Origin of the sequence: Gordonia sp. N1V (assembly GCF_029269935.1) — a bacterium.
Taxonomy (GTDB): Bacteria; Actinomycetota; Actinomycetes; order Mycobacteriales; family Mycobacteriaceae; genus Gordonia; species Gordonia polyisoprenivorans.
Window position 1 is genome coordinate 122,425 of record NZ_JARJDD010000012.1, and the last position, 25,434, is coordinate 147,858.

Sequence of the window (25,434 nt, forward strand, 5' to 3'; positions counted from 1 at the left end):
GACGGAACCGATTCTCTCGTGACCCGATGGGTCCTTCTCGACGCTACACCGCACCGCCGCCGCACGAAGGTCGAGTCGGTCCGACCGGACGATCGGGCCGGGCGTCAGAACGCCGACGTCAGTCCAAGACGTCCCGCACGGCCGCCTTGACCAGCTGGGTGTGCAGGGTGACCGAGAGGGCCGCGATCTCGCGCACCAACTCCTCGGCGCGATCGCGGGCACCGGTGCCCTTGCCCTTGGCGATCGGGCTGGCGATCTGGGCGACCAGCCCGGCCTCACGGTCGGCGGAGACCTTGAACGCGCGCAGGTGTCGTGTCTCGACGCCGTAGCTCGCCAGTGCCGCAGCGGCTTCCACCAATCGCACCGCGTCCTCGTCGAAGAACCCGGCGGGGCCGGGCGTCAGCAGGCCACTGCGTTGGAGTTCGGTCACGAACGCCGAGTCCACACCCGTGCGTTCGATCAACGACTCCCGTGACACCCGGTCTGCGCGCGAACCGAAGTCGGTGGCCGGCGCCACCGCCGAGCGAGCCGACGACAGCAACCGCGTGCCGTTGCCGGTGGACCCGTCGTTGCCGTGATCGATCGAGTCGAGTTGCTCCTTGATGACCTTCAGCGGCAGATAGCGATCACGCTGCGCGGTCAGCACGAAGCGCAGCCGATCGCAGTCCGCCTGGCTGAATCTGCGATAGCCCGACGGCGCACGCTCCGGACTGATCAATCCCTCGGACTCGAGGAATCGGATCTTGGAGATGGTGACGTCGGGAAAGTCCTCACGCAGCAGTGCGAGGACCGACCCGATGGACATCGGTCCGTCGCCGCGCTGCCCTGCTGGGGAGGCCGGCACGTGCCTAGGAAGCGGAACCGTCGCGCGGGCCGCTCAGGAATACGAGCCGGAACTTGCCGATCTGGACCTCGTCGCCGTTGCTCAGCGTCGCGGTGTCGACCGGTTCGCGGTTGACGTAGGTGCCGTTGAGGCTGCCCACGTCGACGACCTGGAACTCGGCGTCGGACAGCCGGAACTCGGCGTGCCGGCGGCTCACGGTGACGTCGTCGAGGAAGATGTCGCTGTCGGGGTGGCGGCCCGCGGACGTGGTCGCCTGGTCGAGCAGGAACCGGGATCCGGCGTTCGGACCACGCTTGACGACAAGCAGCGCCGTGCCGGGTGAGAGTCGCTCGACCCCGGTGTCGGCGGGCTCACTCGAGGTGCCGGCCGAGTCGAGTTCGTTGATGAACTCCTCGCGGAAGACCGACGTGGTCTCCACGGGCGCCTCGAAGTCCTTGTCGTTATCGCTCACTATCTCTCCTTCGTCGTCCGAAGTGCGCTGTTGTCGATCGCGGCGCCGTCGAGGCGCTCGGCCGCGTCCGAAGCGGGTCGGGGAACCGGGTACCCGACGCACGGGGCGTCGGTTCGGTCGCACCTGTCGGCGCCCGAATCCAACCTACCGTTTCGCGCCGACCCCGACCCATCAGACCCGGCAGACACCGATTGATCATAGCCGCCCGGATCCGCCGACCACGACCGTTGGGGAGCGTTTCGGCGTTACGCCACCGCGTATCCGGTGGATCGGGCCGGCTGCCGTCCCTCGGGGCGAGGCCGACGCGATGCCGCCGTGTCGCCGCTCAGCCGTCGATGACCTGCCGGTATCCGTCGGCGTCGAGCAGGTCGCCCAGTTGTGCGTCGAGTTCGCCGGATTCCTCGACCGCGATCTCCACGAGCCAACCGGCTTCGTAGGGTTCGGAATTGACCAGATCCGGCGTCGACTCGAGTTCGTCGTTGACGGCCGCGATCGTCCCGTTGAGGGGCCCGAAGATGTCGGAGACACTCTTGGTCGACTCGACCTCGGCAAACGACTCGCCGGCCTCCACGTCCGACCCGACGTCGGGCAACTGCACGAAGACGACGTCACCGAGCTGCTCCTGGGCGAAGTCGGTGATCCCGATCCGGACTGTCGTGGGCGAGACCCGACGGACCCATTCATGCTCGGGCGTATAGGTCAACTCGGCCGGCACGTTGGTTTCGGTCACTGTGCCCCCTTTCTGTTCGTTCGAGACTTTAACCCGCTGCGGCCGAGGAGACGCGGTCGAGTCGCGGCATCATGCGCATCACCATGATCGTCTGGGCCCAATAGAGCACGAACGACCACAGATACATTCCGACGCCCCAGATCAGGAAGGCCCATCCGATCGGATAGCAGATGGTGCCGATCACCGAATCAAGTTGTCCGGCAAGCAGCCACGGGAAGGCGCTCATCAGGGCGAAGGTCGCGGCCTTGCCGACGTAGAGCACCGGCAGCGCCACCAGCCCGCGCGAACGCAGCAGCGGTGCGCTCGCGAACAACAGCACGTCCCGGGCGATGATGACGCCGATCAACCACCACGGCACGAAGTCGCGCAGCCCGAAACAGATCGGGATGACCACGATGTAGAGGCGATCGGCGGCGGGGTCGAGCAGCTCGCCGAGTCGTGACGACTGGTCGAGCAGCCGGGCGAGTTTCCCGTCGAGCCAGTCGGTGACCCCGGAGACGAACAGCACGACGAACGCCGACCCGTCGGCCTTCTCGACGATCACCAGCCAGATGAAGACCGGGATGAGGACCAGCCGCAAGACGCTGAGCGCGTTGGGCACGGTGAGGACGCGGTCGACGCCGGGCGCCGCTGCCGTCACCGGGCCGTCGTCGTCTCCCCCCGATCCGGTCACCGGAAGATACCGATGATTCCCTGCAGGGTCTTGGCGCCGCCGGACGCGAACAGGTTGTCGTGAACCATGTAGGTCCACGTCATCGTCGACCGGTGCAGGTCCGCGGCTCCCAGGTCCACCCCGTCCGGGGTGATCACCGCCTCGCGGAAGGTCTTGCGCGACTTGTCGATCGCCCGTGTCGGCAGCTCGGAGAACTCGGCCAGGATGAGCCGGTGGAACTCGTCGAGCGGACTCTCCCGCCCGATCGCACGCAGGTGGATGCTCGCCCGGACGTCGGAGACGAAGGCCAGGTGATCGGCCCATTCGCGATCGAGGTGGTAGAGCATGATCTCGCGGGCCGCCTGCTCGAGCACGTCGTCGGCGAGCGGCTCGACGGGGATCCACCGCGACTTCTCCTCGGTCACGTCGGATGCGTCGGACGCGTGGGCCTGGTCGGTCGTGTTCGCCTCGGTGACACTGTCCGCGGCGGCACTGTCCTCGGTCGCGCTGTCCTCGGTGGCGGCCCCTGCAGTCTCCTCGACCTCCGCCGCCTTCTCATCCACCCCGGCCTTCTCATCCACCCCGGCCTTCTCATCCGCCCCGGCCGCACCCTCTGCCTTGGCGGTTCCGGTGAGTTCGGCGTACCGCTCCGGTTCGAGATCACGGAGTTCCTTGAGCGCGGAGTCGGTGGTCAACACCTCCATCCGGCGTTTGACCACGATCTCGCGTTGCTGATTCACCAGCTGGTTGTAACGCCAGGTGTTGGCGTGCAATTCGAGCATCACGCCCTCGGCCACCCGTTGGGCCTGCTCGATGAGGTCGATTCCCTTCGATCCCATCGACCCGTCCTCGGACTGCGCGACGGGATCACGCTTGAACGAGAGATTCTTGGTGACGACGGGATCCTCGAGGCTGCTGAAGAAGACCGACATCCCCGGGTCACCCTGACGGCCGGCGCGGCCACGCAGCTGGTTGTCGAGACGTTCGGTGTCGTGCCGCCCGGTGCCGACCACGCACAGTCCGCCGAGTTCGATGATCTCCTCGCGAGCCGTCTCGTCGTCGGACGATCCGCCCAATCGGATGTCGGTGCCGCGTCCGGCCATCTGCGTCGACACCGTGACGGCGTCCTTGGTGCCCGCCTCGGCGATGATCTTGGCCTCTTCGGCATCGTTCTTCGCGTTGAGGACCACGCATCCCACGCCGGCCTTCTCCAGGAAGTACGCGAGTTCTTCGGACTCGGCGACGTCGTGGGTGCCGATGAGGACCGGCTGACCGGTCTCGTGCACCTCTTTGACGTAGGCGACGACCGCCTCCACCTTGTTGGCCTTGGTGTCGTAGACGCGGTCGGGCAGATCCTTGCGGATGTTGGGGGTGTTCGGTGGGATCTGCGAGACCCGAAGGTCGTAGAACTGTCGGAACTGCTCACCGGCGGCCAACGCGGTACCGGTCATGCCGCACACCTTCGGGTAGCGGCCGATCAATGCCTGCACGGTGATGGTGTCGATGACCTCGCCGGAGTCGGTCTGGGCGAGGCCCTCCTTGATCTCCACGGCCGCCTGCATGCCGTCGGGCCACCGCTGCAGCTGGGCCACCCGACCGCGGGAGGCGTTGATCAGGTGCACTCCGCCGTCGCGCACGATGTAGTGGACATCGCGCTCGAGTAGGTGGTGGGCGTGCATGGCGACGTTGACGTGGACCAGGGTCGTGCCGACGTGCTCTTCGTCGTAGAGGTCGATGCCGCCGAGTTCCTCCTCGACGAAGGCCGCACCCTCGTCGGTGAGCGAGACGTTGCGTCCCTCGACGTCGATCTCGTAGTGCTTGTTCTTCATCCGCGCGACCACGTCGTGGATGGCCTGATCGGGTACCTCGACATCAGCGGTTCCGGCGAGGACGAGCGGGATGAGCGCCTCGTCGACGAGGACCGAGTCCGCCTCGTCGATGATCGCGACGTCGGGGGTCGGCGAGACGAGTTCGTCGGCATGGATCGCGAGCTGATCGCGCAGCACGTCGAAGCCGATCTCGTTCACCGAGCCATAGGTGACGTCGCCGTCGTAGGCCTGCTTGCGCTCGGCACGACTCGAGTTCTCCGACACCGCATGCACGGTGATGCCGAAGGCCGCGAACAGCGGAGCCATCCACTCCGCGTCACGGGTCGCGAGGTAGTCGTTCACCGAGATGACATGGACGCGATGGCCTTCCAGGACATATCCGACCGCAGCGATAGCGCCTGCGAGCGTCTTGCCCTCACCGGTACCCATCTCGATGACGTCGCCGTCGAGCAGGCGCAGCGCACCCTGCAGCTGGACATCGAACGGCCGCAGACCCAGCGACCGGTCGGCGGCCTCGCGGGCGAGGGCGAGGAACTTCGCGCGATCTCCCCCATCGGCGCCGATGTCGAGCTTTTCCGCCTCGGCGCGGAAGTCCGCGTCGTCGAGGTCGGCGGCCCAGTCGGTGTGTGCCTTGGCATCCTTGAGCAGGCTCAGCGACTTGGCCTGGTTCCGCGAACTCTGTGCCCCCAGCAAACGCCACATGCTGTTCGTCAGCTTTCCCACCGAGCGTTCTCCTACCAGTTGTTCCCGGATCGAATCGCCGTCCACGGTACGCGGCCGCTGCCACCGCTGTGACGCCCACCGTGGCACGGTGGATCCATCATGCCGATCGCCGTCGGCCAGATGCCGAGAACGGCAGGCGGAGAACACGTCGACTACGGTTGCCCTCGTGGTCTTCCCATGGTCACGACACAGCACCGTCTCCGGCACCGTCGCCATGTCGGCGATCCTCGCTGTCGTGGCTGCCGCGGTGGCGATCACCGTTCTGCGCGATCCGGATACGGCCTCGGGCGACCCATCCGTGCCGCAGGCCCTGCCCGCGAGCTCGTCGTTCACCTCGGTCTCGGTGTCCGGCGCGGCGATCCCCGGCGGCGGACCACTGGTGATCGCCTTCGGCGACGCCGGGCGGATCTCGATGACCGCCGGCTGCAATCGGCACATGGGCGGCGCGGCGCTGCACACCGGTTCCGCACACGGCACCGAACCGATCACCAGGCTTCAGGTCGGCGCACTGGCATCGACGATGATGGCGTGTCCGCCGCCGCGCGCGGGCGCCGACGCCTGGCTGGCGCATTTCACCGGCCAACCGCTGGTCTGGCACCTCGACGCCGCTGCCCTGACGTTGACCGCACCCGCCACCGCCGACACCCCGGAGACCGTGGTCGTCCTGGCCCGAGATCACCCCTGAGTACCGCGCAGCACCGAACCACCGACAACCCCTCGCAGACAGGACCCACCATGCCCGATGTCAGTCCCGCCGTCGTGACCGTGACCGGAGCCGCCGGCAGTATCGGTTACGCCTCACTGTTCCGCATCGCCGCCGGCGCGATGCTCGGGCACGATCGCCCGGTCCGTCTACGGCTGCTGGAGTTGCCTGCCGCGGTCACCGCCGCCGAGGGCACGGCCATGGAACTCGAGGACGGCGCATTTCCGCTGCTGGAGTCGATCGACATCTTCGACGACGCCCGCAAAGCGTTCGACGGTGCCCGGTTCGGGCTTCTCATCGGCGCCCGGCCCCGGACCAAGGGGATGGAGCGCGCCGAACTACTCGCCGCCAATTCGGCTATCTTCGCCGAGCAGGGTCGGATCATCAATGATGTGGCGGCACAGGACATCCGGGTGATCGTGGTCGGCAATCCGGCCAACACGAACGCGGCGATCGCCGCTGCCAACGCCCCCGACGTCCCCGCCGAGAGATTCACCGCGCTGACCCGACTGGACCACAACCGTGCGATCGCCCAGCTCGCCCGGCGTACCGGGACCCCGGTCGGCCGGATCAGTCGCGTCACCATCTGGGGCAACCACTCGGCAAGCCAATACCCCGACATCTTCCACGCGCGGGTCGGCGACACCCCCGGCGCCGAGATCGCCGCCGACGAGCGCTGGCTCGTCGAGGATTTCATCCCGACCGTCGCCACCCGGGGCACCGCCATCATCGAGGCGCGCGGGGCGTCGTCGGCCGCCTCGGCGGCCAACGCGACCATCGATCACGTCCACGACTGGGTGCTGGGTACCGCCGGGGACGACTGGACGTCGGTCGCGATGCCGTCGACCGGCGCGTACGGCATTCGCGAAGGACTCGTCAGCTCGGTTCCCGCGCGGGCGGTCGGCGGTCGCTGGGAAGTCGTCGAGGGCCTCGACATCAACGACTTCTCCCGAGCCCGGATCGATGCCTCCGTCGCCGAACTCGAGGGTGAACTCGACGCCGTGGCCAAACTCTCGCCTGCGTGAGGACCACCTCCGCCGTGTCGGGCGCATGGGAGCCGTGCGCGGCCTAAGCTCTTCCGCATGGCAAAGAAGGGCAAGCCGGACAAGTTCAAGATCTCCAACTCGGTGTACGAGGCGGAGCTGTTCCGGTTGCAGACCGAACTGGTGAAACTGCAGGAGTGGGTGCGCGAATCCGGCGCTCGGGTCGTCGTCATCTTCGAGGGGCGCGACGCCGCGGGCAAGGGCGGCACCATCAAGCGGGTGACCGAATATCTGAGTCCGCGGGTCGCGCGGGTCGCCGCACTGCCCGCCCCCACCGATCGTGAACGGGGACAGTGGTATTACCAGCGCTACGTCGCCCACCTGCCGGCGCCGGGTGAGATCGTGTTGTTCGACCGGTCCTGGTACAACCGTGCCGGAGTCGAGAAGGTGATGGGGTTCTGCACCCCCGAGGAGCACACACGTTTCCTGCGTCAGACACCGATTTTCGAGCAGATGCTCATCGATGACGGAATCCTGTTGCGCAAGTACTGGTTCTCGGTCTCCGACGACGAGCAACTTCGCAGATTCCGAGCACGGATGAACGACCCTGTGCGGCAATGGAAGTTGAGCCCGATGGACCTCGAATCGGTCTACCGGTGGGAGGACTACTCCCGCGCCAAGGACGAGATGATGGTCCACACGGACACCTCGATCTGCCCGTGGTACGTCGTCGAATCCGACATCAAGAAGCACGCGCGCCTCAACATGATCTCGCATCTGCTCTCGACCATCGAGTATCACGAGGTCCCGAGTCCGAAGGTCAACCTGCCCAAGCATCCCATCGAGACCGGCAACTACCACCGTCCCCCGCGATCGTTGTCGAAATACGTCCCCGACCACGTGGCCACCCTGCTCGGCTCGCCGGAATGATTTCTGTGCGCGCCCTGGTGATCTCCCGCACGTGCGCACCCCGACGTTCCCCCACGCGGTGCGTCCGTGCAGACGGGGCGTAGTATCACCCCACGATGTGGATCGGTTTCGCAGAGTTCGATTACCTGCTCGGTGATGTTCATTCCCTCAAGCAGAAGCGGTCGGTGATCCGACCGATCATCGCCGAGATGAAATCGCGGTTCGCCGTGGCCGCCTCCGAGGTCGATCACCGGGAGGTGCACCGGCGCACGGGAATCGGGGTTGCCGTCGTGTCTCCGGACCGGGCGCACGCGGTGGAGATTCTCGATGCGGTGGAACGCTATGCCGCCGCACGCCCTGAGGTGCAGTTGCTCTCCGCCAGGATTCGCGTGATGCAGTCGGGCGACATCGAGTGACGCCGCGACGATCGCAGGGCGGACGATCGCAGGACGTCAGTCGGTGACCACCCCGGCGGCCATCGCGACCTCTCGATAGGCCCGAGCCAGCGAGTCCACGGTCTCGTGGGCATTGAGCCCGCTGGGGTTGGGTACCACCCACAGCTGCGCCCCGGCCCAGTCCGGGGTGTCGGGCTGTCGTCCGGGCGTTGCGGTGCGCTGCCCGAATGCGGTGCGGTAGGCCGTGATTCCGAGGATCGCCACCACCCGCGGAGCGACCCGGGCAACGGTCGAGCGCAATCGTTGCCCGCCCGAGCGCAATTCGTCGGCGGAGAGGTCGGCAGCCGCTGCGGTGGCCCGCTCGACCACGTTCGTGATGCCGATCCCCGCGTTCAGGAGAGCCGCGCGATCGGCCTCGCTCATGCCCGACGACGCATCGATCACGTTGTCGGTGATCCCGGCGCGGTGCAGCGCCGGGTAGAAGCGATTACCCGGCCGGGCGAAGTGTGCGCCGGTGGCCGCGCTCCAGAGCCCGGGGTTGATCCCCACGAACAGCAGTCGGCATCCGGGACCGAGGAGGTCGTCGATCCGCTCGTCGCGGTGCGAGAGCAGTTGCGCCTTGGTGAAGCCCATCGGTGGAGATGCGTGGCGATCAGTGGCCCGAGGCCACGCAGAACTGGTTGCCGTCGGGGTCGGCCAGGGTGATCCACGCGAATCCGTCGATCTCGTGTTCCCCGATGCGTGTGGCGCCGGCGTCGACGAGTCGTTGTGCTTGAGCAGTGCGGTCGTCGGCGGTGAGGTCGAGGTGCACTCGGTTCTTGCCCGGTGTCGGATCCTCCACCTTCTGGAAACCCGAGGTCGGTGCGCCCTCGCCGAGGGAGACCATCACGAAGTAGCCCTCGTTCTCGGCGACGACGGTGCCGCCCATCGCGTCGGCCCACCACCGGCCGAGTCGTACCGGGTCCAGCGAATCGATGGTGATCATGCCGATGGCGAGGCTCATGTCTCGACCGTAGCCGAATCATGCGTGATGGTGCATTCACCTGGTCGTTCGGCGTCACGGGTTGACCGGCGCGAGTCGTCGTGAGTGCATGGGACATGCCACGCAGCGAGCCCGACATCGATCACCCCGCCGACGGACAACCGGTCCTCGTCGTGGATGCGGCCAACGTCGTCGGTTCGGTGCCCGACGGATGGTGGCGCGACCGGCGCGGGGCCACCGAACGCCTGCGGGACCGGCTCGCCGCCGTCGCCGACTCCGGTGTCGCAGGGTTCGAGGGGCCCGTGAACATCGTCCTGGTCGTCGAGGGCCGGGCGCGGGGCATCGCCTCGACCGCGTCGGTCACCGTCGTCGACGCCGACGGCTCGGGTGATGACGCGATCGTCGACGTGGTCGCGCGAACCGACACATCACAGCTCGCCGTGGTCACCGCCGACCGCGAATTACGAAGGCGCGTAACCGCTCTCGGTGCCGTGACACTCGGCCCATCGGTGATCACCCGACAGAATCCCCACGTGTGAGTCGACATCGTGGTTACAGTGAGGAGGCAGCCGTACGGACGACCCGAAAGGACGGACCATGGCCCGCTTCACCCTCCCGACCCTCGATGATCTCAAGGAGCTCGGGGCACCGCGCGAGAACGCGATCACGATCTACGCCGAGACCTCACCGGCACCGGACGCGCGCGAAACCAGCTATCTGAACGCCAAGAGCGCCTTTGACCAGGGCATCCGAACCCTGCGGGAAACCGGGATTCGCCATGCCGTCGAGGAGTCGCTGCGCGCGCAGTGGGAGAAGGTTCGTTCCGACGAGGTATGGGGGCGTTTGTCGCGATCGGTCGCGATCTTCCTGACCCCCGACCAGGTCGAGATGTTCGCCCTGCCCAACCGGTTGGAGAATCAGTCCCAGGTCGGTTCGTATTTCGATCTCGGACAGATCGTGCGTGCGGTCACCGCGAGCCAATCGGCCTTCGGGTTGACGCTTTCTGCCAACGGATGGAATCTGTGGGAGGCCACCGCGACCACCGTGGCCACCGAACTCGAACTCAGCGGTGAGCACGCCGTCGATGCAGCCGACGCCACCAATCGCGCCACGATCCGTGACCGGGGCCATGTTCGCCGTCTCGTCGGCGACGAAGGCAAGAAGGTTCTGCTCGAGCAGTACGCCAAGCGCGTGGCCGAGGCAGTGAAAGCCGAACTGGCGCCGCGAGATCCGCACGGCGAGCGACCGTTGTTCCTGTTCGCCGCCGACCCGCTGCTCGATCTGTATCGCAACGTCGAGTCGACGCGTCGTGTCGTCGCCGTCCCGGGTGCACCCGACGAATTGCATGCCGACCGCATCGACGCAGCCATCCGCGCCGAGATGCCCACGCTCAATGCAGAGCGGAACAATGCCGTTCTCGATCGCATCGCCGACGGCGTCTCCTCCGGGCTGGTGGCCACCGACCTGGCCGACATCAGCCGTGCCGCCACCTCCGGCGCGGTGTCGACGTTGCTCTACGACTTCACCGTCGATGTGCTGGGTAGCATCGACACCCGAACCGGTGAGGTCACGGTCGACGACACCGGTCACGATGTACTGTCCGACATCGTGGTGACGGTCCTCGACCATGGCGGCGAGGTGATCCCGGTGCGCGACAACGAGATCTCCAATTCCCTCTGGAACGGCATCGCCGTCGCCGGACTCCGATTCCGACCGACCTGAGGCCGACCCACCCGACGTCCCGATACCCAGACCTGAGGAGATCCCTTGGCCCACACCGTCGCTGCAGAAATCGTCGAGACTCTCCGGGCCTCGGGTACCGAGCGCGTGTACGGCATCCCCGGCGACTCGTTGAACGGCTTCACCGATGCGCTGCGGAAAGACGGCACGATCGGCTGGGTGCACGTGCGCCACGAGGAGACCGCAGCGTTCGCGGCCTCGGCCGACGCCGCACTCACCGGTGAACTCGCCGTCTGTGCGGGTAGTTGTGGACCGGGCAATCTGCACCTGATCAACGGCCTCTACGACGCCCACCGCTCACGGGTGCCGGTGTTGGCCATCGCCGCGCACATCCCGGCCGCCGAGATCGGCAGCGGCTACTTCCAGGAAACCCACCCCGAGCGACTGTTCACCGAGTGCAGTTCGTTCTGCGAGATGGTCTCGACGCCCGAGCAACTCCCCCGGCTTCTCGACATCGCGATGCGCACCGCTGTGGAGCAGCGTGGCGTGCCTGATCGTCCCTGGCGAGATCTTCCTGGCCAGGACCGCGCGCCGCAAGAATCGTTCACCGATCCGCGCGATTCCCACCGTGATTCGGCCCACCGACGACCAATTGCGCCGGTTGGCAGAGCATCTCAATGGTGCGCAGCGGGTGACCATCCTGGCCGGTGCGGGCACGGCCGGCGCCCACGACGAGGTGGTGGCGTTCGCCGACGCGCTTCAGGCGCCGATCGTGCATGCCTTGCGCGGCAAGGAGTTTCTCGAGTACGACAATCCGTTCGACGTCGGGATGACCGGGCTGCTCGGCTTCTCCTCGGGCTATCGGGCGATCGAGAAGTGCGACACGCTGGTCATGCTCGGCACCGACTTTCCGTATCAGCAGTTCTTCCCCACCGAGGCGACCATCATCCAGCTCGACATCCGCGGCGAGCAGATCGGGCGCCGTACCCGCGTCGATATCGGGCTGGTCGGCAGCGTCGCCGACACCCTCTCGGCGTTGACTCCGCTGCTGACGCGCGATCGGCCGTCGGACCACCTGAGTGCTGCGCTCGATCACTATGCGAAGGCGCGGACGTCTCTCGACGAACTCGCCGTCGACGACGGCAAGACACCGATCCACCCCCAGTATCTGACGATGCTGCTCAGCAAGTACGCCGATCCCGACGCGGTGTTCATCCCCGATGTGGGGTCGCCGGTGGTGTGGGCCGCACGCTACCTCGCGATGAACGGATCCCGAAGGCTGATCGGGTCGTTCACGCACGGATCGATGGCCAACGCCCTGTCGCAGTCCGTCGGCGCGCAGGCGTCGCTGCCCGGCCGGCAGGTCATCGCACTCGCCGGTGACGGCGGACTGACGATGCTGTTCGGTGAGTTGATCACGCTGACGCAGAATCGGCTTCCGGTAAAGGTCGTCGTCTTCGACAATTCGTCACTGAATTTCGTCGAGGTGGAGATGAAGGCGGCCGGGTTCGTCAACTACGGCACCGACCTCGAGAATCCCGACTTCGCCGCCGTCGCACAGTCGTTGGGTATCTACGGGCGACGGATCGAACACCCCCGCGAGTTGGATGAGGCCGTGCGCGAGTTCCTCGCCCACGACGGTCCGGCCGTCCTCGACGTCGCGACTGCGCGCCAGGAGTTGTCGATCCCGCCGACCATCACCGCCGCGCAGGCCAAGGGCTTCACGTTGTACGCCATCCGCACGGTGCTGTCCGGTCGTGGTGACGAACTCGTCGACCTCGCCGAGACCAATCTGTTCCGCCGCCTGTTCGACGCAGCCACACCCGACGACTGACCCCGGCACCGGCGACACGTGTCCGCGTGCGTCAGTACGGGATTTTCGACAGGTCCGAGTGCAGCAGCATGACGTTGTAGTCACTCCACCGGGAGGCGTTGAAGTACAGATCTTTTCCGGTACCGAGGATCGCCGGTGAGTGCGGCTGGATCATCGGCCCATACAGGACGACGGCGACCGGCGGCACCAGGTAGGTCGGAGCACTCCACGGGCCCTCGGGATGGTCGGCGGTCCGGAGACGAATCCCGTTGTCCCCGTCGAGCATAATGTACTTGTTCAGGTAGGGACTCCAGGAGACCGACGCCTCGGTGACCGGTGGCGGCAGGATCTGCGCCGAACCGTCGTCGGGGATGGCGGTGATGTCGCGTTTCCATCCACGTCCGGCCCCACTGCCGGTCCAGTACTCGTAGTTCTCGAGATTGCGGATGTCCCCGGGTGCGAATCGGGCGAGGAACGCGGCGCCGAATCGTCCGTTGGGCGTACCGAGTTGGTAGATGTAGCCGGCATCGGCTCCGTGGCCGCGGAAGTAGGCGCTCTGCTGGAACTTGCCGTTGTTGTAGGTGACCTCACGCAGTGCACCCGGGAGCGCCAGGGTCACCGGGGCGTTGATCAGGATGGTGTTGGGGTCGGTGGCCCACGTCTGCCCGTTGTCGGTGGAGTAGGCGATCGCCGAGAAGTTGGTGACCCAGTGTCCCGCGTCACCCCACGACCGCACCGACATGTAGTTCATGTATTGCGTGTAGCCGCCGTCGCCGTCGGGCAGCGAGATGGCTGCGGTCGGGATCGTGGTGACCTCCACCTGACTGACCCCGATGGCCGGGATCAGCTGCGTCGCGAAGTTCGGGGCGTCGGCACCGACCACACTGCCCGATTCGGTGACGCCGGGCACCGCGTCGGGCACGCTGACCCCGTCGGTGAAGTCGTCGTCGTTGGACCGGAGCAACACGTTGTGGCGCCACTGTTGTCCGGCGACCGCGCAATCACCGAAAGTATCGCCGAACGCCATCAGCGTCTGCCCGGAACCGTTGTCCCAGCTGATCCCGAGATCGGTGCCGGAGATGCCGAACCGCGAGAAGGTCTGGTTGGGACTCTTCGGCCCGGTGATCCAGGCGACCGTGTTGGTACTCGGTCCCCGATAGATAGGCAGATTCCCCTGCGGGCCTGTGCTGGGATTGCTCGAACTGCCTGATCCCGTCCCCAGTGATCCCGAGCCCGCCGACCCCGAACCCAGTGAACCGGTGGAACCCAAGGATCCGGTTGACCCGGTGCCGCCGTTGCCACAGGGCGCTGCGTTCGCGGCGCCGGTTCCGGCGAGAATGCCACCGCCCACCATCATGGTCGACACGACGATCGCGACCGCCGCCACTCGCGCACGTCGAACAAGACGGATGTTCATGAATCGTGGCTTTCCCGGCGTTCGTTCTGACACGAGCTGCGCCGTTTCCGATGACAACGATGGGTGTGACAGAAGTGATGTGTGGTGCTGGTGAGACAATCACATCAGGTACGACGTGCCGGCGACACCGGTGGCGATCACGAATGAGTTTCAGCTTGGCGACGTCGGTGAGATCCGATGCAGCGATGGGGACCGTCAGCGGCGAGAGAACTCCGATGCCCGAGCGACCTGCTCTGCGGTCAGCGCGACTCCGGTGTACTTCTCGAACTGCCCGGCCGCCTGGAGCGCGATCACCTCGGCTCCGGTGATGACCTGCTTCCCCGCCGTCCGGGCGGCAACGATCAGCGGCGTCTCCGACGGGAAGGCAACCACGTCGAACACCGTTGCGGCAGCGGCAATCGTGGCATCGTCGAACGCCTGCGCGTCCGCATCGGCGCCGGACATCCCCAACGGGGTCACGTTCACGATGATGTCGGCACCGGGTGCGGGAGCACTGATGTGGCGATACCCGTATTTGTCGGCGAGCGCCGAGCCGGCGGACTCGTTGCGCGCCGCGACGGTGAGGTCGCCGAACCCGGCACTGCGGAACGCCCCGACGACGGCCCGCGCCATCCCGCCCGAGCCCTGCACCATCACCGCGGCATCCCGATCGAGCTCGTGGCTCTCGAGGAGCGCCGACACCGCCTCGACATCGGTGTTCGACGCGATCAGCCGACCGCTGTCATTGACGATCGTGTTGATCGATTCGATCACCGACGCCGACTCCTCGATCTCGTCGACGAGCGGGATGACCGCCTCCTTGAACGGCATCGACACCGAACATCCGCGAATCCCCAGGGCTCGCACGCCACCGATCGCCCCGGCGATGTCGTCGGTCGTGAACGCCTTGTAGATGAAGTTCAGGCCGAGTTCGTCATACAGATAGTTGTGAAAGCGCGTACCGATGTTCGACGGTCGGCCGGCCAGCGAGATGCACAGGGTCATGTCCTTGTTGAGGATCGGCATCAGTTCAGACTAACGTCGCCGGCCGACGGTTGATCCCGGCTGCGCAGCGCGGGAATCACCTGCTCCACGAGCAGGGGCGCCAACGACACCGACGTGTTCTCGGTGCGTGTACTCCCCGCGTCGTCGAGAGACAGCCATCGCAGTTCGGCGATCTCGGCTGCCGCAGTGGCGTCCTGAACCACGCGACGGCACTCGAAGACGTTGGCGCGCACCGCGAATCCGGCTTCGTTGGCCGCGGCGGCGGTGAAGGTCCCGAGCTCGGTCAGGTCCCGGGCAGGCAACCGCACACCGGTTTCCTCGGCGCACTCACGAATCGCGGTCTCGCGCGGAGCCTCCCCGGGCTCGGGTTTGCCGCCGGGCAACATGAACCGGGAGCTACCGACCTTGCGCACGATCAGGAGGGCACCCGATTCGTTTCGCAGCACAACGGCACTGACGGTGATCACCCGATCATCGGTCACCGGCTTCTCAACGCCCGAAGCCCGCGTCCCGCAGGGCCTGTGCCATCGAGCCATTGGGGGCCGTCTCGCGTCGGCGCGAGTTGCCACCCCGTCGGCCGTCGTCTTTCGGCTTGCCACCCCGACGGTCGTTCTTGGTGCCGGACTGAGCATTTCGAGGCTGCGATTTCGCACCCCCGTCCTTGGCTCCGTCCTTGGCCCCGCCACGTCGCGCACCACCGCCGGAGACCTCGTCCTGCAGGCGAAGAGTGAGGCCGATCCGCTGTCGTTCGACGTCGACCTCGAGGACCTTGACCCGGACGACCTGCCCCGAACGCACGACCTCATGGGGATCGGACACGAAGCGATCAGACATCGCCGAGACGTGCACGAGCCCGTCCTGATGGACGCCGACATCAACGAACGCGCCGAACGCGGCGACGTTGGTGACGACACCTTCGAGCACCATGCCGGGCGTGAGGTCGGCGACCTTCTCCACACCGTCGGCGAAGGTCGCGGTGGTGAAGGCCGGACGCGGGTCACGTCCGGGTTTCTCCAACTCGGCGAGGATGTCGGTCACCGTCGGCACACCGAAACGCTCGTCGGCGAAATCGGCCGGGCGCAGAGATCGCAGGGTGCGTTCGTTACCGATCAATTCGGCGAGGCCGATGCCCGAACGATCGAGAATTCGACGCACCACCGGATAGGACTCCGGGTGCACGCCCGAACCGTCGAGCGGGTCGTCGCCGTCGCGGATGCGCAGGAAGCCCGCGCACTGTTCGAATGCCTTGGGCCCGAGTCGCGGAACATCGAGCAGCGCCGTGCGATTGCGGAACGCACCGACCGAATCACGATGGGTGACGATCGCCTCGGCCAGCGTCGGCGTCACTCCGGACACCTTGGCGAGCAGCGGGACCGAGGCGGTGTTGAGGTCCACGCCGACCGCGTTGACGGCATCTTCGACCACCGCGTCCAGACTTCGCGCCAGCGTGCCCGGGGTGACGTCGTGCTGATACTGGCCGACACCGATCGATTTCGGTTCGATCTTGACCAGTTCGGCCAGCGGGTCCTGCAGGCGCCGCGCGATCGAGACCGCGCCGCGCAACGACACGTCGAGGGCCGGGAGTTCGCGCGAGGCGTACTCCGAGGCCGAGTACACCGACGCGCCGGCCTCGCTCACCATCGCCTTGGTCGGCACCGCAGCACCGGCCGATTTGATGTCGGCGATGAGTTCGGTTGCCAGTGCATCGGTTTCGCGGGACGCGGTGCCGTTGCCTATCGCGATCAACTCCACCTGATGACGTGCGATGAGCGCACCGAGCGTCGCCTTGGCCTGATCCCACTGCTTCTGCGGCTGATGCGGATAGATCGCGCACGTGTCGAGCACCTTGCCGGTGGCGTCGACCACCGCGACCTTCACCCCGGTCCGGAATCCCGGGTCGAGGCCGAGGGTGGTGCGCGCACCGGCCGGTGCGGCCAGCAGCAGATCCTTCAGGTTGGTCGCGAACACCGCGACGGCGTCCTGCTCGGCGCGCTGACGCAGTCGGACGCGGGCGTCCACGGCCGCCGACACCATCAGTTTGGTCCGCCATGCCCAGCGCACGGTCTGCGACAACCACGGGGTTGCCGGGCCCGGATGCGACCGGTCGACACCGAGCGTGGCCGCGACCATCGCCTCGTACTCGTCGTCCTCGCCGGCATCGAAATCCAGCGAGAGCACGTCCTCCTTCTCACCCCGCAGCACGGCGAGCACCCGATGCGACGGCATCTTCTCCAGCGGTTCGGAGAACTCGAAGTAGTCGCGGAACTTCTGTCCGGCAGGGGTTTTCGCAACCACCTCGGAGCGCGGCGCGGTCCGCAGCGCGCCCTGCGACCACAGTTTCTCGCGGACGGCGCCCACGAGCTCGGCGTCCTCCGCGGCCCGTTCGATGAGAATGTGACGTGCGCCCTCGAGGGCTGCCGCGGCGTCGGCGACACCCGCGGAATCCCCGTCCGCCGGGGCGACGAATCCGGCCGCCACGTCCTCGGGGACGAGGGTGGGATCGTCGAGCAGTCGCTGCGCCAACGGCTCGAGACCGGCCTCTCGGGCGATCTGGGCCTTGGTGCGGCGTTTGGGCTTGTAGGGCAGGTAGATGTCCTCGACACGCGACTTGGTGTCGGCGGCGACGAGCGCAGCCTTCAGTTCGTCGGTGAGTTTGCCCTGCTCGGAGATGGAGGCCAGCACGGCGGCCCGGCGCTCGTCGAGTTCCCGCAGGTACCGCAGTCGTTCGTCGAGTAGGCGCAGTTGCGCGTCGTCGAGGCTGCCGGTCACCTCCTTGCGGTACCGCGCGATGAACGGGACCGTCGAGCCCTCGTCGAGCAGCGCGACGGCTGCGGCGACCTGGTGCTCCCCGACGGCCAGTTCTTCGGCCAGACGTGCGTTGACGGACTTGACTCCGGGTATTGCCGGTGCGCTCGAACTCACCCGGTGCACCCTACCGAAGGGGTGCGACAGCCCGGCGGGTCAGGCACATGCGTGTCGGTTCACCGGGTCATGGGTCGGTCGTCACCGACCGCTCAGGTCGCCTCGATCGCCGCGCGGAACTCCTCGGAGCGGTAGAACGGTTCGAATTGTCGGCGGACCACCGGCTCGAGCATGTCCCGCTCGTCGAGCCGCGACATCACCGCCGGACCGAAGCGCAGCCCCTCCTCGATCAGATCCGCTCGACCGATACCGAGGTCGGCGAGGAGGTCGATTAGCGTCACCGCACCGTACTTGTCGAAGACGTGGTCGATGCCCTCGTCGAGGAGTGCGCGAAAATAGTCGGTGTCGCGGAAGGACTTCCAGAACTCGAACAGTACGACGACGAGGTCGTCGATGTCGTCGTCGGTCACCAGTTCGCGCCACCAGCCGACCGAGTCGTCCGAGCGCAACCGCCACAGATCGCGCGCCGCGTCGAGCAGGACGGCGTCGCCGTCCTCCTTGGCCGCGGCCAGCACGTAGCTCGCGCCCCGACGGGTGAGGATCGTCAGCGCCGAGGACACCACCGGCACGAGCGGACTTGCGAGCCGGGTGACCCCGCGGACCACCGTGGCGGCCACGCCAGGGCCGCCGGCCATCGCGCGCCCGTCGGCGACTGCGGCGTCGAAGGCGTGCGCCACCACATCCACGCAGGCATCGACCGCGGCCGGGCTGGTCGCGATCTCCGCGGCGATCCGGCGGGCGATCCCGGTCTCGGCGATCGCCGTGAACAATTCGTCGGCGTGCCGTGCGTCGAGTACCTCCGTCATCGCGATCTCGTCGTTGACGCGATGGCGGTACAGGCGAGCAGCGATCTCACCGACCAACTCCGGGATCGAGCCCTCCACCGGCAACTGCACGGTGTACTTGTGGGCGGTCAGCTTGATCAGGTCACGGGTGATGACGTCGTCGAGGGTCAACCGGGACACGTCGCCGAGGAAGGCATCGACCTGCTCGACCACGAGTTGGCCGTAAGAGTGGGGGTCGCGCAGTTCGCGCAAGGTGAAAGAGATCTGGGCCTCGAGCAGGCGCGTGGCGAGATCGTCGGTCATCTCACCAGGGTGTCACACCCGGTGGAGGAGTTCGTCGCATTCTCGTGGTCGGGGACGGGTCGGACTCGTAAACTCCCACCGTGCGGGTTTCTTCGGAAGAATGTGGGCTTTCATGGGCTTCCTGATCGGATTCTCCCCCTGGATCGTGTACTGGATTCTGGTGGGCAACATGCCGTTTCGCGGTGCCGTGCTCATCGCGCTGGGATTGTCGGTGATCGCGGTGGCCGTGCAGCGCATCCGCAAACAGCCCTGGCATTCCCTCGAGGTCGGCGCGGTCGTGGTGTTCGTGATCCTGTCGGTGTTGTCGTTCACCGTCAGCGACAGATTCCTCGAGCAATGGCTGCAGCCGCTGGGTAATGCCGGCATCTTCCTCGTCGCGTTGACGGGCCTGCTGATCGGTCGCCCGTTCGTCCGCGAATACGCTGCCGCCTCGGTCGACGCCGCGACGGCCCGCAGCGACGGTTTCCGGGTGATCACCACCGCGATGACGTGGATGTGGACCACGGTCTTCGCATTGATGACGCTCATCTCGTGCATTCCCCCGATCATCCAGGGACAGGCCACGATTCGGGATGGCGGTTCGGTGGCCTCGGTGCTCTGCTATTGGGTCATACCGTTCACGATGATGGGGTTGGCCGGCACCGCGTCGGGAGTGTTCCCGTCCTGGTTCGACAAGAAGACCGCGGCGATGTCCGAGCGCGAGGGCGCCGCCGATCCCGGCGCTCCGGTACCCCAGCCGCCGGCTGCCCCGCCGGTCACCGATCCCCATCTACAGCTGCAAGTGCCGCACACCTCCCGCCACGACGAGCCGTTCGCGATCACCGTCTCCACCCGCGCGACCTCGCCGGTGGCGCTGAGCGTTTCCGGGGCAGATCTGTACGGCCGCATGTGGACCTGGCGCGGGTCGGTCGAGAATGGCCAGACGATCGCCGACGAACCGATCTGGGCGATGCAATTCGACGGCCCGGCCGACCGCGCCGACCTGTTCATCCCGCCGGAGCAACCATGGCAGGTCCGGGTCGAGGCCTCCGTGGACGGTCGGAGCGCGGCACTGACCTGCCTGCGTCGGGCCACCGACCCGGCAGTGGAGGTGATCGAGATCGACGTCGACGGGCGACGGGCACTGCTGGCCGTACCGGCGTCGGCGACCGGCCCCGCCGTCGTCTGTTTCGGCGGATCGGAAGGCGGGGTGGATTCGCAGCGGGCGGCCGTCTGCGCTCTCGCGTCCCGCGGGGTCACGGCACTGGCCTATGCGTGGCTCGACGACGGTCCCGACGCCGCTCCGATCGCCGACATCCCACTCGAGCGATTCGCCGCTGCCGTGCACTGGCTGTCGGAGCACGTCGGTGGCCCGGTCGCCGCAATGGGCATCTCGCGCGGCGCCGAGGGTCTCGCGGCCACACTGGCCCGCGAGGCCGATCTCGCCGTGTCTGCGGTGATCCTGCTCAGCCCGAGCAGCGTCACCTGGCAGGCGATCGGGCCCGACGGGGAGATCCCGGGAACATCGTCGTGGACTCATCGCGGACAACCGTGCGCCTACGCCCCACTGCCGAGCGGGGCGTTGATGCCACAACTCGTCGGCAACGCCTGGCGGTTGTCGCGCGACGTCGCGGCGCACCGTCCGACCGTGCTCCGACTGAATCCCGCCTACGAGGAAGGCCTCGCTCGTGACGTCCCACCCGACGCGGTGATCGCCGCGGAGGCCATCGGGTGCCCCGTCCTCACGGTCAGCGGCTCCGACGACGAGCTCTGGCCTTCGGAGTCGATGGCCGATGCCCTGCTCGGGCGCCGGAACAACCCGGCGGACAGACACATTCGGTACGAGGGAGCCGGGCATTTCCTGCGGCCCGGACTCTATCCGTCGACCGTGTCGAGGACCGGCGGAATCGCCCTCGGCGGCCGCCCTGCCGACCAGGCGGCGGCGTGCCTGTCGTTGACCGAGGAACTGGTGGGCTTCCTCGTCGGCGCACGGCACACGGTGTGAGTCGCACAGCGTGAGTCACCTCACGCCGGTGTCCACCCCAGCGCCGGCCCGAGGCGCTGTGCCATGTCGGTGATGATCTGCCGGTAGTCTTCGTCGTCGAAGCTGAACGGCAGAGCGAACGCCACCTCGTCAGCACGCTGGAACCCCTTGTGCTGGTACAGAATCTCCGCGAGTACTTCCGACGGGCCGACGAGGTCCGGGGAGAAGAGCATGCCGCGCGGGCCCTGCGGGGTGAGGGTGCGCGGCAGACGTGCCTCGGCGTAGGCCCGGTACCGGGCGATCTGCTCGGAGCTCGCCGTGTCGGTGGGAATGACCACGAGCCCCTGTGACACGCGCGCCGACGCCGGGTCACGATGGTGGGCCAGGTAGGCATCGATGTGTTCGGCCTGAATGGTCGCGAAGTCGCGCGCGGTGGTGCCCTCGGTGGTGACCACCGACGAGGTCAGATAGTTCAGTCCCTGCTCCCCCGCCCAGATCGCCGACTCGCGCCCGCCGCCGTACCACACCCGGTCGGCCAGCCCCGGTGAGTGTGGTTGCACACGCCGCGAGAACGATTCGATGCCGACGACGCCCTCGAAGTCACTGACGGGGTCGCCACGCAGACAGGACAGCAGGCGGACGACCCGATCCTTGGAGAAGTTCTCGATGTCGTGGGTCTCCGGGTACAGCGCGGCCTTGACGTCGTCGTAACGCATCGGGGTAGCCACGGAGACACCGGGATTGACCCGACTACCGGACAACACATCGACGGTCGCGAGGTCTTCGGCCAGTCGTAGCGGATTCTCCCAGCCGAGCGGGATCACCGCGGTGCCGAGCTGGATTCGACTGGTACGCATGGCGGCCGCGGCCATCACCGCGACCGGCGAGGAGATCCCGAACTGCAGATGCCGGTTGCGCAACCACACACTGTCGAAGCCGAGGTCCTCGGCTCGCTCGATGACGTCGAGGGTCGTGCGGTGCCCGGCCGCCGGATCGGCCTCATCGAACGACCCGATCGTGAGAAAACCCAGCGACCGCAGGGGTCGATCCGTCGTCGGCATGGCTCTCAGTGTGCCGCACCCCGGCGCGGCGAGCACGGCCCCGAGCGCCTTCGACCCTGTGAGAGCCTGAACTCGTGACGCTTCCCTCGATACACGACTCCTCGTGGCACGCCTTTGCCAGCGACAACTACGCCGGTGCCCACCCGGACGTGATGGCTGCGGTCGTCGCCGCCAACGGCGGACACCAGCGGTCCTACGGGACCGATGTCTACACCGAACGACTTCGAGACGTGGTCGCCGCGCAGTTCGGTGAGCAAGCCGAGGTCTTCCCGGTCTTCAACGGAACCGGGGCCAACATCGTCGCCCTGACCGCGGTGACCCCGCGCTGGGGGGCCGTCGTGACCACCTCCGAGGCACATATCAATGGTTCCGAAGGCACTGCACCCGAGCAGGTTTCGGGACTCAAGATCCTCCATGTGCCCACCACGGACGGCAAGCTGCGGCCGGCACAGATCACCGCCGCTGCCCGCGCACTCGGCGACGCACAGCGAGCACAGCCGTCGGCGGTGAGTTTGACGCAGTGCACCGAGGTCGGCACCGTGTACACCGCGGAGGAGATCACCGAGATCTGCGCGGTGGCGCACGAGCACGGGATGGCGGTGCACATCGACGGAGCCCGCCTGTGGAATGCCGCGGCGGCACTCGACCTCCCGCTACGAGACTTCACCACCGGCGCCGGCGTCGACGTGGTCAGCCTGGGCGGCACCAAGAACGGCGCGCTCGGCGCCGAGGCGGTCATCGTCATCGACCCGGACCGGACCGCGGGCACCGCCTACGTGCGAAAGATGACGACCCAACTGCCGAGCAAGGTGCGGTTCATCTCGGCGCAACTCCTGGCTTTGTTCGACGCCGATCTCGGCCTCCGCAATGCCACGCACGCCAATGCGATGGCCGCGCGACTGCGGTCAGCACTGGAACACCTCGTCGCGAATGGCTCGCTCCCCGGTCTCGGATTCGCCCAGGACAGTCCCACCAATGCGGTGTTCGCGCGACTCCCGGTCCACATCGCCGACCGGATTCGCGAACAGGTGCACTTCTACGACTGGGACCGCCCCTCCGCAGTGGTCCGCTGGATGACGTCGTGGGACACGACCACCACCGACGTCGACCGATTCGTCACCGCCATCACCGACGCCTTCGCGAGCAGTGCCGGCACCGAAGCGGATCAGTCCTGACGATCGGGCGATCTGGGTTCACGGCTGTCGGGGTTCACGGGCGGTCCGATTCACGATGGTCGCTGCTCGAGACGGTAATGCAGACGCAACGCCCGCATCGGTCCGAGATCCAATGCGTGGTCGGTGCGCAGTTCTCCTTCGTCGTCGACGCACACATGGATTCGCTCACGCAACGGGGCGCGGGCGGCGTAGGTCCGTCGGCCGAGGACGACGGTGACATACGCCCCGTCCTCGCCGAAGGTCCGCGATCGCGAGGTCAACACCAGTGAGCCATCCGGCTCGGCGCGCGGCCGCAGATATACGCCGACGTTGCCCGCCTCCAGCGGAAAAACCACCGCCACATGGGGTTGTGCCGATCCGGGCAGCATCGCGCTGCGATAGAAGCCGCTGTAGACGGCCGAGCCGTCCAGACGCAGCGTCCGTAGCCAGGCCGCTCCGGCACGATGTCCGTCGACGTCATCGATCACCCGCACGCGACTGGTCATGCCGCGGCTCACCGACAATGGTGCGGTCGGTAGCGCCAGCTGCCGAACGCGGCGACCGAAGAGACCGGCGATCGCTGCCGCACCGGGCGCAAGCAGTGGATTCCATTGCGCCCAGACCTCCATGCGCCAGCGCGCGGTGTGTTCATAGAAGTCCCGGACCAGCGGATGCAGTTGTGTCGCAGTGAAGTCGGGCCCGTCGAGCACACTCATGTCGTCGAAGAGTCCGTCGTCGGCGGAGATCGGGCGGACCCGCCCCGAGCGGTCGAGGTCGTCGAACCATGCGTCGCCGACGGTGTGCCGACGATTCATCGGGCCGCGCAGGAAGGCGTGCTCGGACGAGTCGAGGTCGACTGTTCGTCCGACGAGTCGCCACCATGTCCGTGAGGGCAGGTCCAATGCGTGCAGCAACCGGTCCGCCGTCGGCGTCGTGCGCGTGGTCATGGACGCAGATCGTAGGTGACGGTGCTCGATCGCGACGAAGCGACACACACGCCCACCGCGCCGGCGATAATCGGCGCATGGTCGATCCCGAATTGCGCACCATTCCCGCTGGACTCGTCGATGTCACCGTCGGGGTGAGCGATCCCGAGGTGACGAGTGCCGACGCCCTGAGCCACTTCGCCCCGGACGATCCGGCGATGCCGATGTATCAGGTGATCGCCAACAACCGGGCGCCGGTTGCCCTGCGCGACTTGATGATCGCGCCGGTGCGCAGCGGCTACGTCGGCGACGGTCACCAACCCGATCCGACACTCGTCCCGCCGTCGGGCGCACAGGCCGTACCGGAAGTCGATGTGAGCGAGATCTATGTGCCGGTCGACGGCGGGGTCGCCCGCTGCCAGCTGTATCGACCGACGGGCACCGATCCCGAGGAACTGCTGCCGGTACTCGTGTACTTCCACGGCGGTGGCTTCACCGTCGGCAGCTCCGACGACTGCGATTTCCTCACCCGCAAACTCGCCGCCACCAACCGTGCGTTGGTGGTGTCGGCCAATTACCGTCTCGCGCCGGAGTTTCCGTTTCCGGTACCGCTCGACGACGCCTACGGCGTGTATCGCTGGGTGACGGGCAATGCCTCACGTATCGGTGGCGACACTCGTTTCCTCGGAGTCGCCGGTGACTCGTCGGGCTCGAACTTTGCCGCCGCGATACCGCTGCGGTGTGCCGACGACGGGGTTCGCACCCCCGACGCCGTGGTGCTGTTGGGCGCGATGGTGGACTTCCAGTTCGAGCGCTGGTCGTCATTTCGTGAGCAGGCTCCGCGCGGCATCGTCTACGACACCGCGTTCACCGGATTCATCCGCGGCGCCTATCTGCCGACCACCCCGTGGGATCACCCGTATGCCAGTCCGATCGAGGGCGATCTGCATGCGTTTCCACCGACGGTGATCGCGACCGGCACCCACGACCCGATCATCGATTCGGCGCGTGCCTTCGCCGATCGCCTCGGCGAAGCGGGCACCTCGGTGACCACGTACTTCCCCGCCGGGATGCCGCACGGGTTCTATTTCTTTCCCGGCGTGCACCCCGAGGAGGACGTCGCGTATCGCATCGTGGCCGATGCGTTGGCACCGCTGATCAGCATGGCCACCGCCGGCTGATCGGCGGTTGGGCGGGCGCGGCGACCCGATGCGGGGGTTGCATC

At 67.1% G+C, this 25,434-nt stretch carries 23 protein-coding genes and 1 pseudogene; 10 read left to right on the forward strand and 14 right to left on the reverse strand.

Translation table 11 applies throughout. The annotated features are described in order from the left end of the window. Nucleotides 1–118: 118 nt before the first annotated feature. The 5 genes from P3L18_RS16700 to secA2 form a co-directional block, all read right to left on the reverse strand. Nucleotides 119–805 carry a MerR family transcriptional regulator gene (locus P3L18_RS16700; protein WP_006368075.1) on the reverse strand — a complete coding sequence of 229 codons (687 nt, stop codon included), beginning with the start codon at nt 803–805 and terminating at the stop codon, nt 119–121. 43 nt (nt 806–848) lie between these two features. Then, nucleotides 849–1,298, reverse strand: coding sequence for a glycogen accumulation regulator GarA (gene garA, locus P3L18_RS16705; RefSeq protein ID WP_035727025.1), 450 nt, complete (start codon nt 1,296–1,298; stop codon nt 849–851). A 322-nt stretch (nt 1,299–1,620) separates the two neighbouring features. After that, the gene (gene gcvH, locus P3L18_RS16710) at nt 1,621–2,025 is read right to left on the reverse strand and encodes a glycine cleavage system protein GcvH (RefSeq protein WP_006368077.1); all 405 of its coding nucleotides are present in this window, start codon (nt 2,023–2,025) and stop codon (nt 1,621–1,623) included. Between the two features lie 28 nt (nt 2,026–2,053). Continuing rightward, entirely contained in the window at nt 2,054–2,698 is a 645-nt protein-coding gene (locus P3L18_RS16715) for a CDP-alcohol phosphatidyltransferase family protein (RefSeq protein ID WP_079929852.1), read from the reverse strand. After that, complete coding sequence (secA2, locus tag P3L18_RS16720; protein ID WP_276114705.1) at nt 2,695–5,229, reverse strand: accessory Sec system translocase SecA2; 2,535 nt, start codon at nt 5,227–5,229, stop codon at nt 2,695–2,697. The genes P3L18_RS16715 and secA2 overlap by 4 nt, the downstream gene beginning before the upstream one ends. A 166-nt stretch (nt 5,230–5,395) precedes the next feature. Between secA2 and P3L18_RS16725 the strand changes: the two genes are divergently transcribed. From P3L18_RS16725 to P3L18_RS16740, 4 genes are all read left to right on the forward strand, one after another. After that, nucleotides 5,396–5,914 (forward strand): META domain-containing protein, encoded by a 519-nt coding sequence (locus tag P3L18_RS16725; RefSeq protein ID WP_006368080.1) that lies wholly within the window; start codon nt 5,396–5,398, stop codon nt 5,912–5,914. Between the two features lie 50 nt (nt 5,915–5,964). Next, the gene (locus P3L18_RS16730; protein ID WP_006368081.1) at nt 5,965–6,957 is read left to right on the forward strand and encodes a malate dehydrogenase; all 993 of its coding nucleotides are present in this window, start codon (nt 5,965–5,967) and stop codon (nt 6,955–6,957) included. A 57-nt stretch (nt 6,958–7,014) separates the two neighbouring features. Beyond that, entirely contained in the window at nt 7,015–7,845 is an 831-nt protein-coding gene (gene ppk2 / locus P3L18_RS16735; RefSeq protein ID WP_276114706.1) for a polyphosphate kinase 2, read from the forward strand. A 95-nt stretch (nt 7,846–7,940) separates the two neighbouring features. Beyond that, nucleotides 7,941–8,240 carry a DUF503 domain-containing protein gene (locus tag P3L18_RS16740; RefSeq protein WP_006368083.1) on the forward strand — a complete coding sequence of 100 codons (300 nt, stop codon included), beginning with the start codon at nt 7,941–7,943 and terminating at the stop codon, nt 8,238–8,240. Between the two features lie 36 nt (nt 8,241–8,276). Here the strand turns inward: P3L18_RS16740 and mug are convergent, their stop codons facing one another. Together mug and P3L18_RS16750 are read right to left on the reverse strand one after the other, a co-directional pair. After that, complete coding sequence (gene mug / locus P3L18_RS16745) at nt 8,277–8,852, reverse strand: G/U mismatch-specific DNA glycosylase (protein WP_006368084.1); 576 nt, start codon at nt 8,850–8,852, stop codon at nt 8,277–8,279. 19 nt (nt 8,853–8,871) lie between these two features. Beyond that, the gene (locus tag P3L18_RS16750; RefSeq protein WP_276114707.1) at nt 8,872–9,222 is read right to left on the reverse strand and encodes a VOC family protein; all 351 of its coding nucleotides are present in this window, start codon (nt 9,220–9,222) and stop codon (nt 8,872–8,874) included. Nucleotides 9,223–9,317: 95 nt separating this feature from the next. Here P3L18_RS16750 and P3L18_RS16755 point away from each other — a divergent pair, with 95 nt between their 5' ends. The 3 genes and pseudogenes from P3L18_RS16755 (at nt 9,318) to poxB (ending at nt 12,715) form a co-directional block, all read left to right on the forward strand. Beyond that, nucleotides 9,318–9,740: a hypothetical protein gene (locus P3L18_RS16755; protein ID WP_006368086.1), complete on the forward strand. Its 423-nt coding sequence runs from the start codon at nt 9,318–9,320 to the stop codon at nt 9,738–9,740. A gap of 58 nt (nt 9,741–9,798) precedes the next feature. Beyond that, the gene (locus tag P3L18_RS16760) at nt 9,799–10,923 is read left to right on the forward strand and encodes a hypothetical protein (protein WP_276114708.1); all 1,125 of its coding nucleotides are present in this window, start codon (nt 9,799–9,801) and stop codon (nt 10,921–10,923) included. A 45-nt stretch (nt 10,924–10,968) separates the two neighbouring features. Next, a pseudogene (gene poxB / locus P3L18_RS16765) lies at nt 10,969–12,715 on the forward strand (ubiquinone-dependent pyruvate dehydrogenase). A gap of 31 nt (nt 12,716–12,746) precedes the next feature. On the opposite strand, the gene P3L18_RS16770 reads toward poxB, so the two are convergent. The 5 genes from P3L18_RS16770 to P3L18_RS16790 form a co-directional block, all read right to left on the reverse strand. Then, nucleotides 12,747–14,111 carry a DUF4185 domain-containing protein gene (locus P3L18_RS16770; protein WP_276114709.1) on the reverse strand — a complete coding sequence of 455 codons (1,365 nt, stop codon included), beginning with the start codon at nt 14,109–14,111 and terminating at the stop codon, nt 12,747–12,749. A gap of 195 nt (nt 14,112–14,306) precedes the next feature. Continuing rightward, nucleotides 14,307–15,116: a shikimate 5-dehydrogenase gene (locus tag P3L18_RS16775; RefSeq protein WP_079929859.1), complete on the reverse strand. Its 810-nt coding sequence runs from the start codon at nt 15,114–15,116 to the stop codon at nt 14,307–14,309. Further along, complete coding sequence (locus P3L18_RS16780; protein WP_079929860.1) at nt 15,116–15,577, reverse strand: NUDIX domain-containing protein; 462 nt, start codon at nt 15,575–15,577, stop codon at nt 15,116–15,118. Before P3L18_RS16780 ends, P3L18_RS16775 begins: the two co-directional genes overlap by 1 nt. Before the next feature lie 7 nt (nt 15,578–15,584). Further along, nucleotides 15,585–18,026, reverse strand: a complete 2,442-nt coding sequence (locus P3L18_RS16785) for a Tex family protein (RefSeq protein ID WP_276114710.1) — start codon at nt 18,024–18,026, stop codon at nt 15,585–15,587. Between the two features lie 83 nt (nt 18,027–18,109). Then, entirely contained in the window at nt 18,110–19,105 is a 996-nt protein-coding gene (locus tag P3L18_RS16790; RefSeq protein ID WP_079929864.1) for a hypothetical protein, read from the reverse strand. Between the two features lie 112 nt (nt 19,106–19,217). Here P3L18_RS16790 and P3L18_RS16795 point away from each other — a divergent pair, with 112 nt between their 5' ends. Further along, on the forward strand, nt 19,218–21,089 hold the full coding sequence (locus P3L18_RS16795; protein ID WP_276114711.1) for an acyl-CoA thioester hydrolase/BAAT C-terminal domain-containing protein: 1,872 nt from the start codon (nt 19,218–19,220) through the stop codon (nt 21,087–21,089). 20 nt (nt 21,090–21,109) lie between these two features. On the opposite strand, the gene P3L18_RS16800 is transcribed toward P3L18_RS16795, so the two are convergent. Continuing rightward, nucleotides 21,110–22,129, reverse strand: coding sequence for an LLM class flavin-dependent oxidoreductase (locus P3L18_RS16800; protein WP_276114712.1), 1,020 nt, complete (start codon nt 22,127–22,129; stop codon nt 21,110–21,112). 74 nt (nt 22,130–22,203) lie between these two features. Between P3L18_RS16800 and P3L18_RS16805 the strand changes: the two genes are divergently transcribed. Further along, entirely contained in the window at nt 22,204–23,304 is a 1,101-nt protein-coding gene (locus P3L18_RS16805; RefSeq protein WP_276114713.1) for a beta-eliminating lyase-related protein, read from the forward strand. Nucleotides 23,305–23,354: 50 nt separating this feature from the next. Here the strand turns inward: P3L18_RS16805 and P3L18_RS16810 are convergent, their stop codons facing one another. After that, the gene (locus tag P3L18_RS16810; RefSeq protein WP_276114714.1) at nt 23,355–24,230 is read right to left on the reverse strand and encodes a hypothetical protein; all 876 of its coding nucleotides are present in this window, start codon (nt 24,228–24,230) and stop codon (nt 23,355–23,357) included. A 77-nt stretch (nt 24,231–24,307) separates the two neighbouring features. Here P3L18_RS16810 and P3L18_RS16815 point away from each other — a divergent pair, with 77 nt between their 5' ends. Further along, nucleotides 24,308–25,390 carry an alpha/beta hydrolase gene (locus tag P3L18_RS16815; RefSeq protein ID WP_276114715.1) on the forward strand — a complete coding sequence of 361 codons (1,083 nt, stop codon included), beginning with the start codon at nt 24,308–24,310 and terminating at the stop codon, nt 25,388–25,390. The last annotated feature ends 44 nt before the right edge of the window (nt 25,391–25,434 follow it).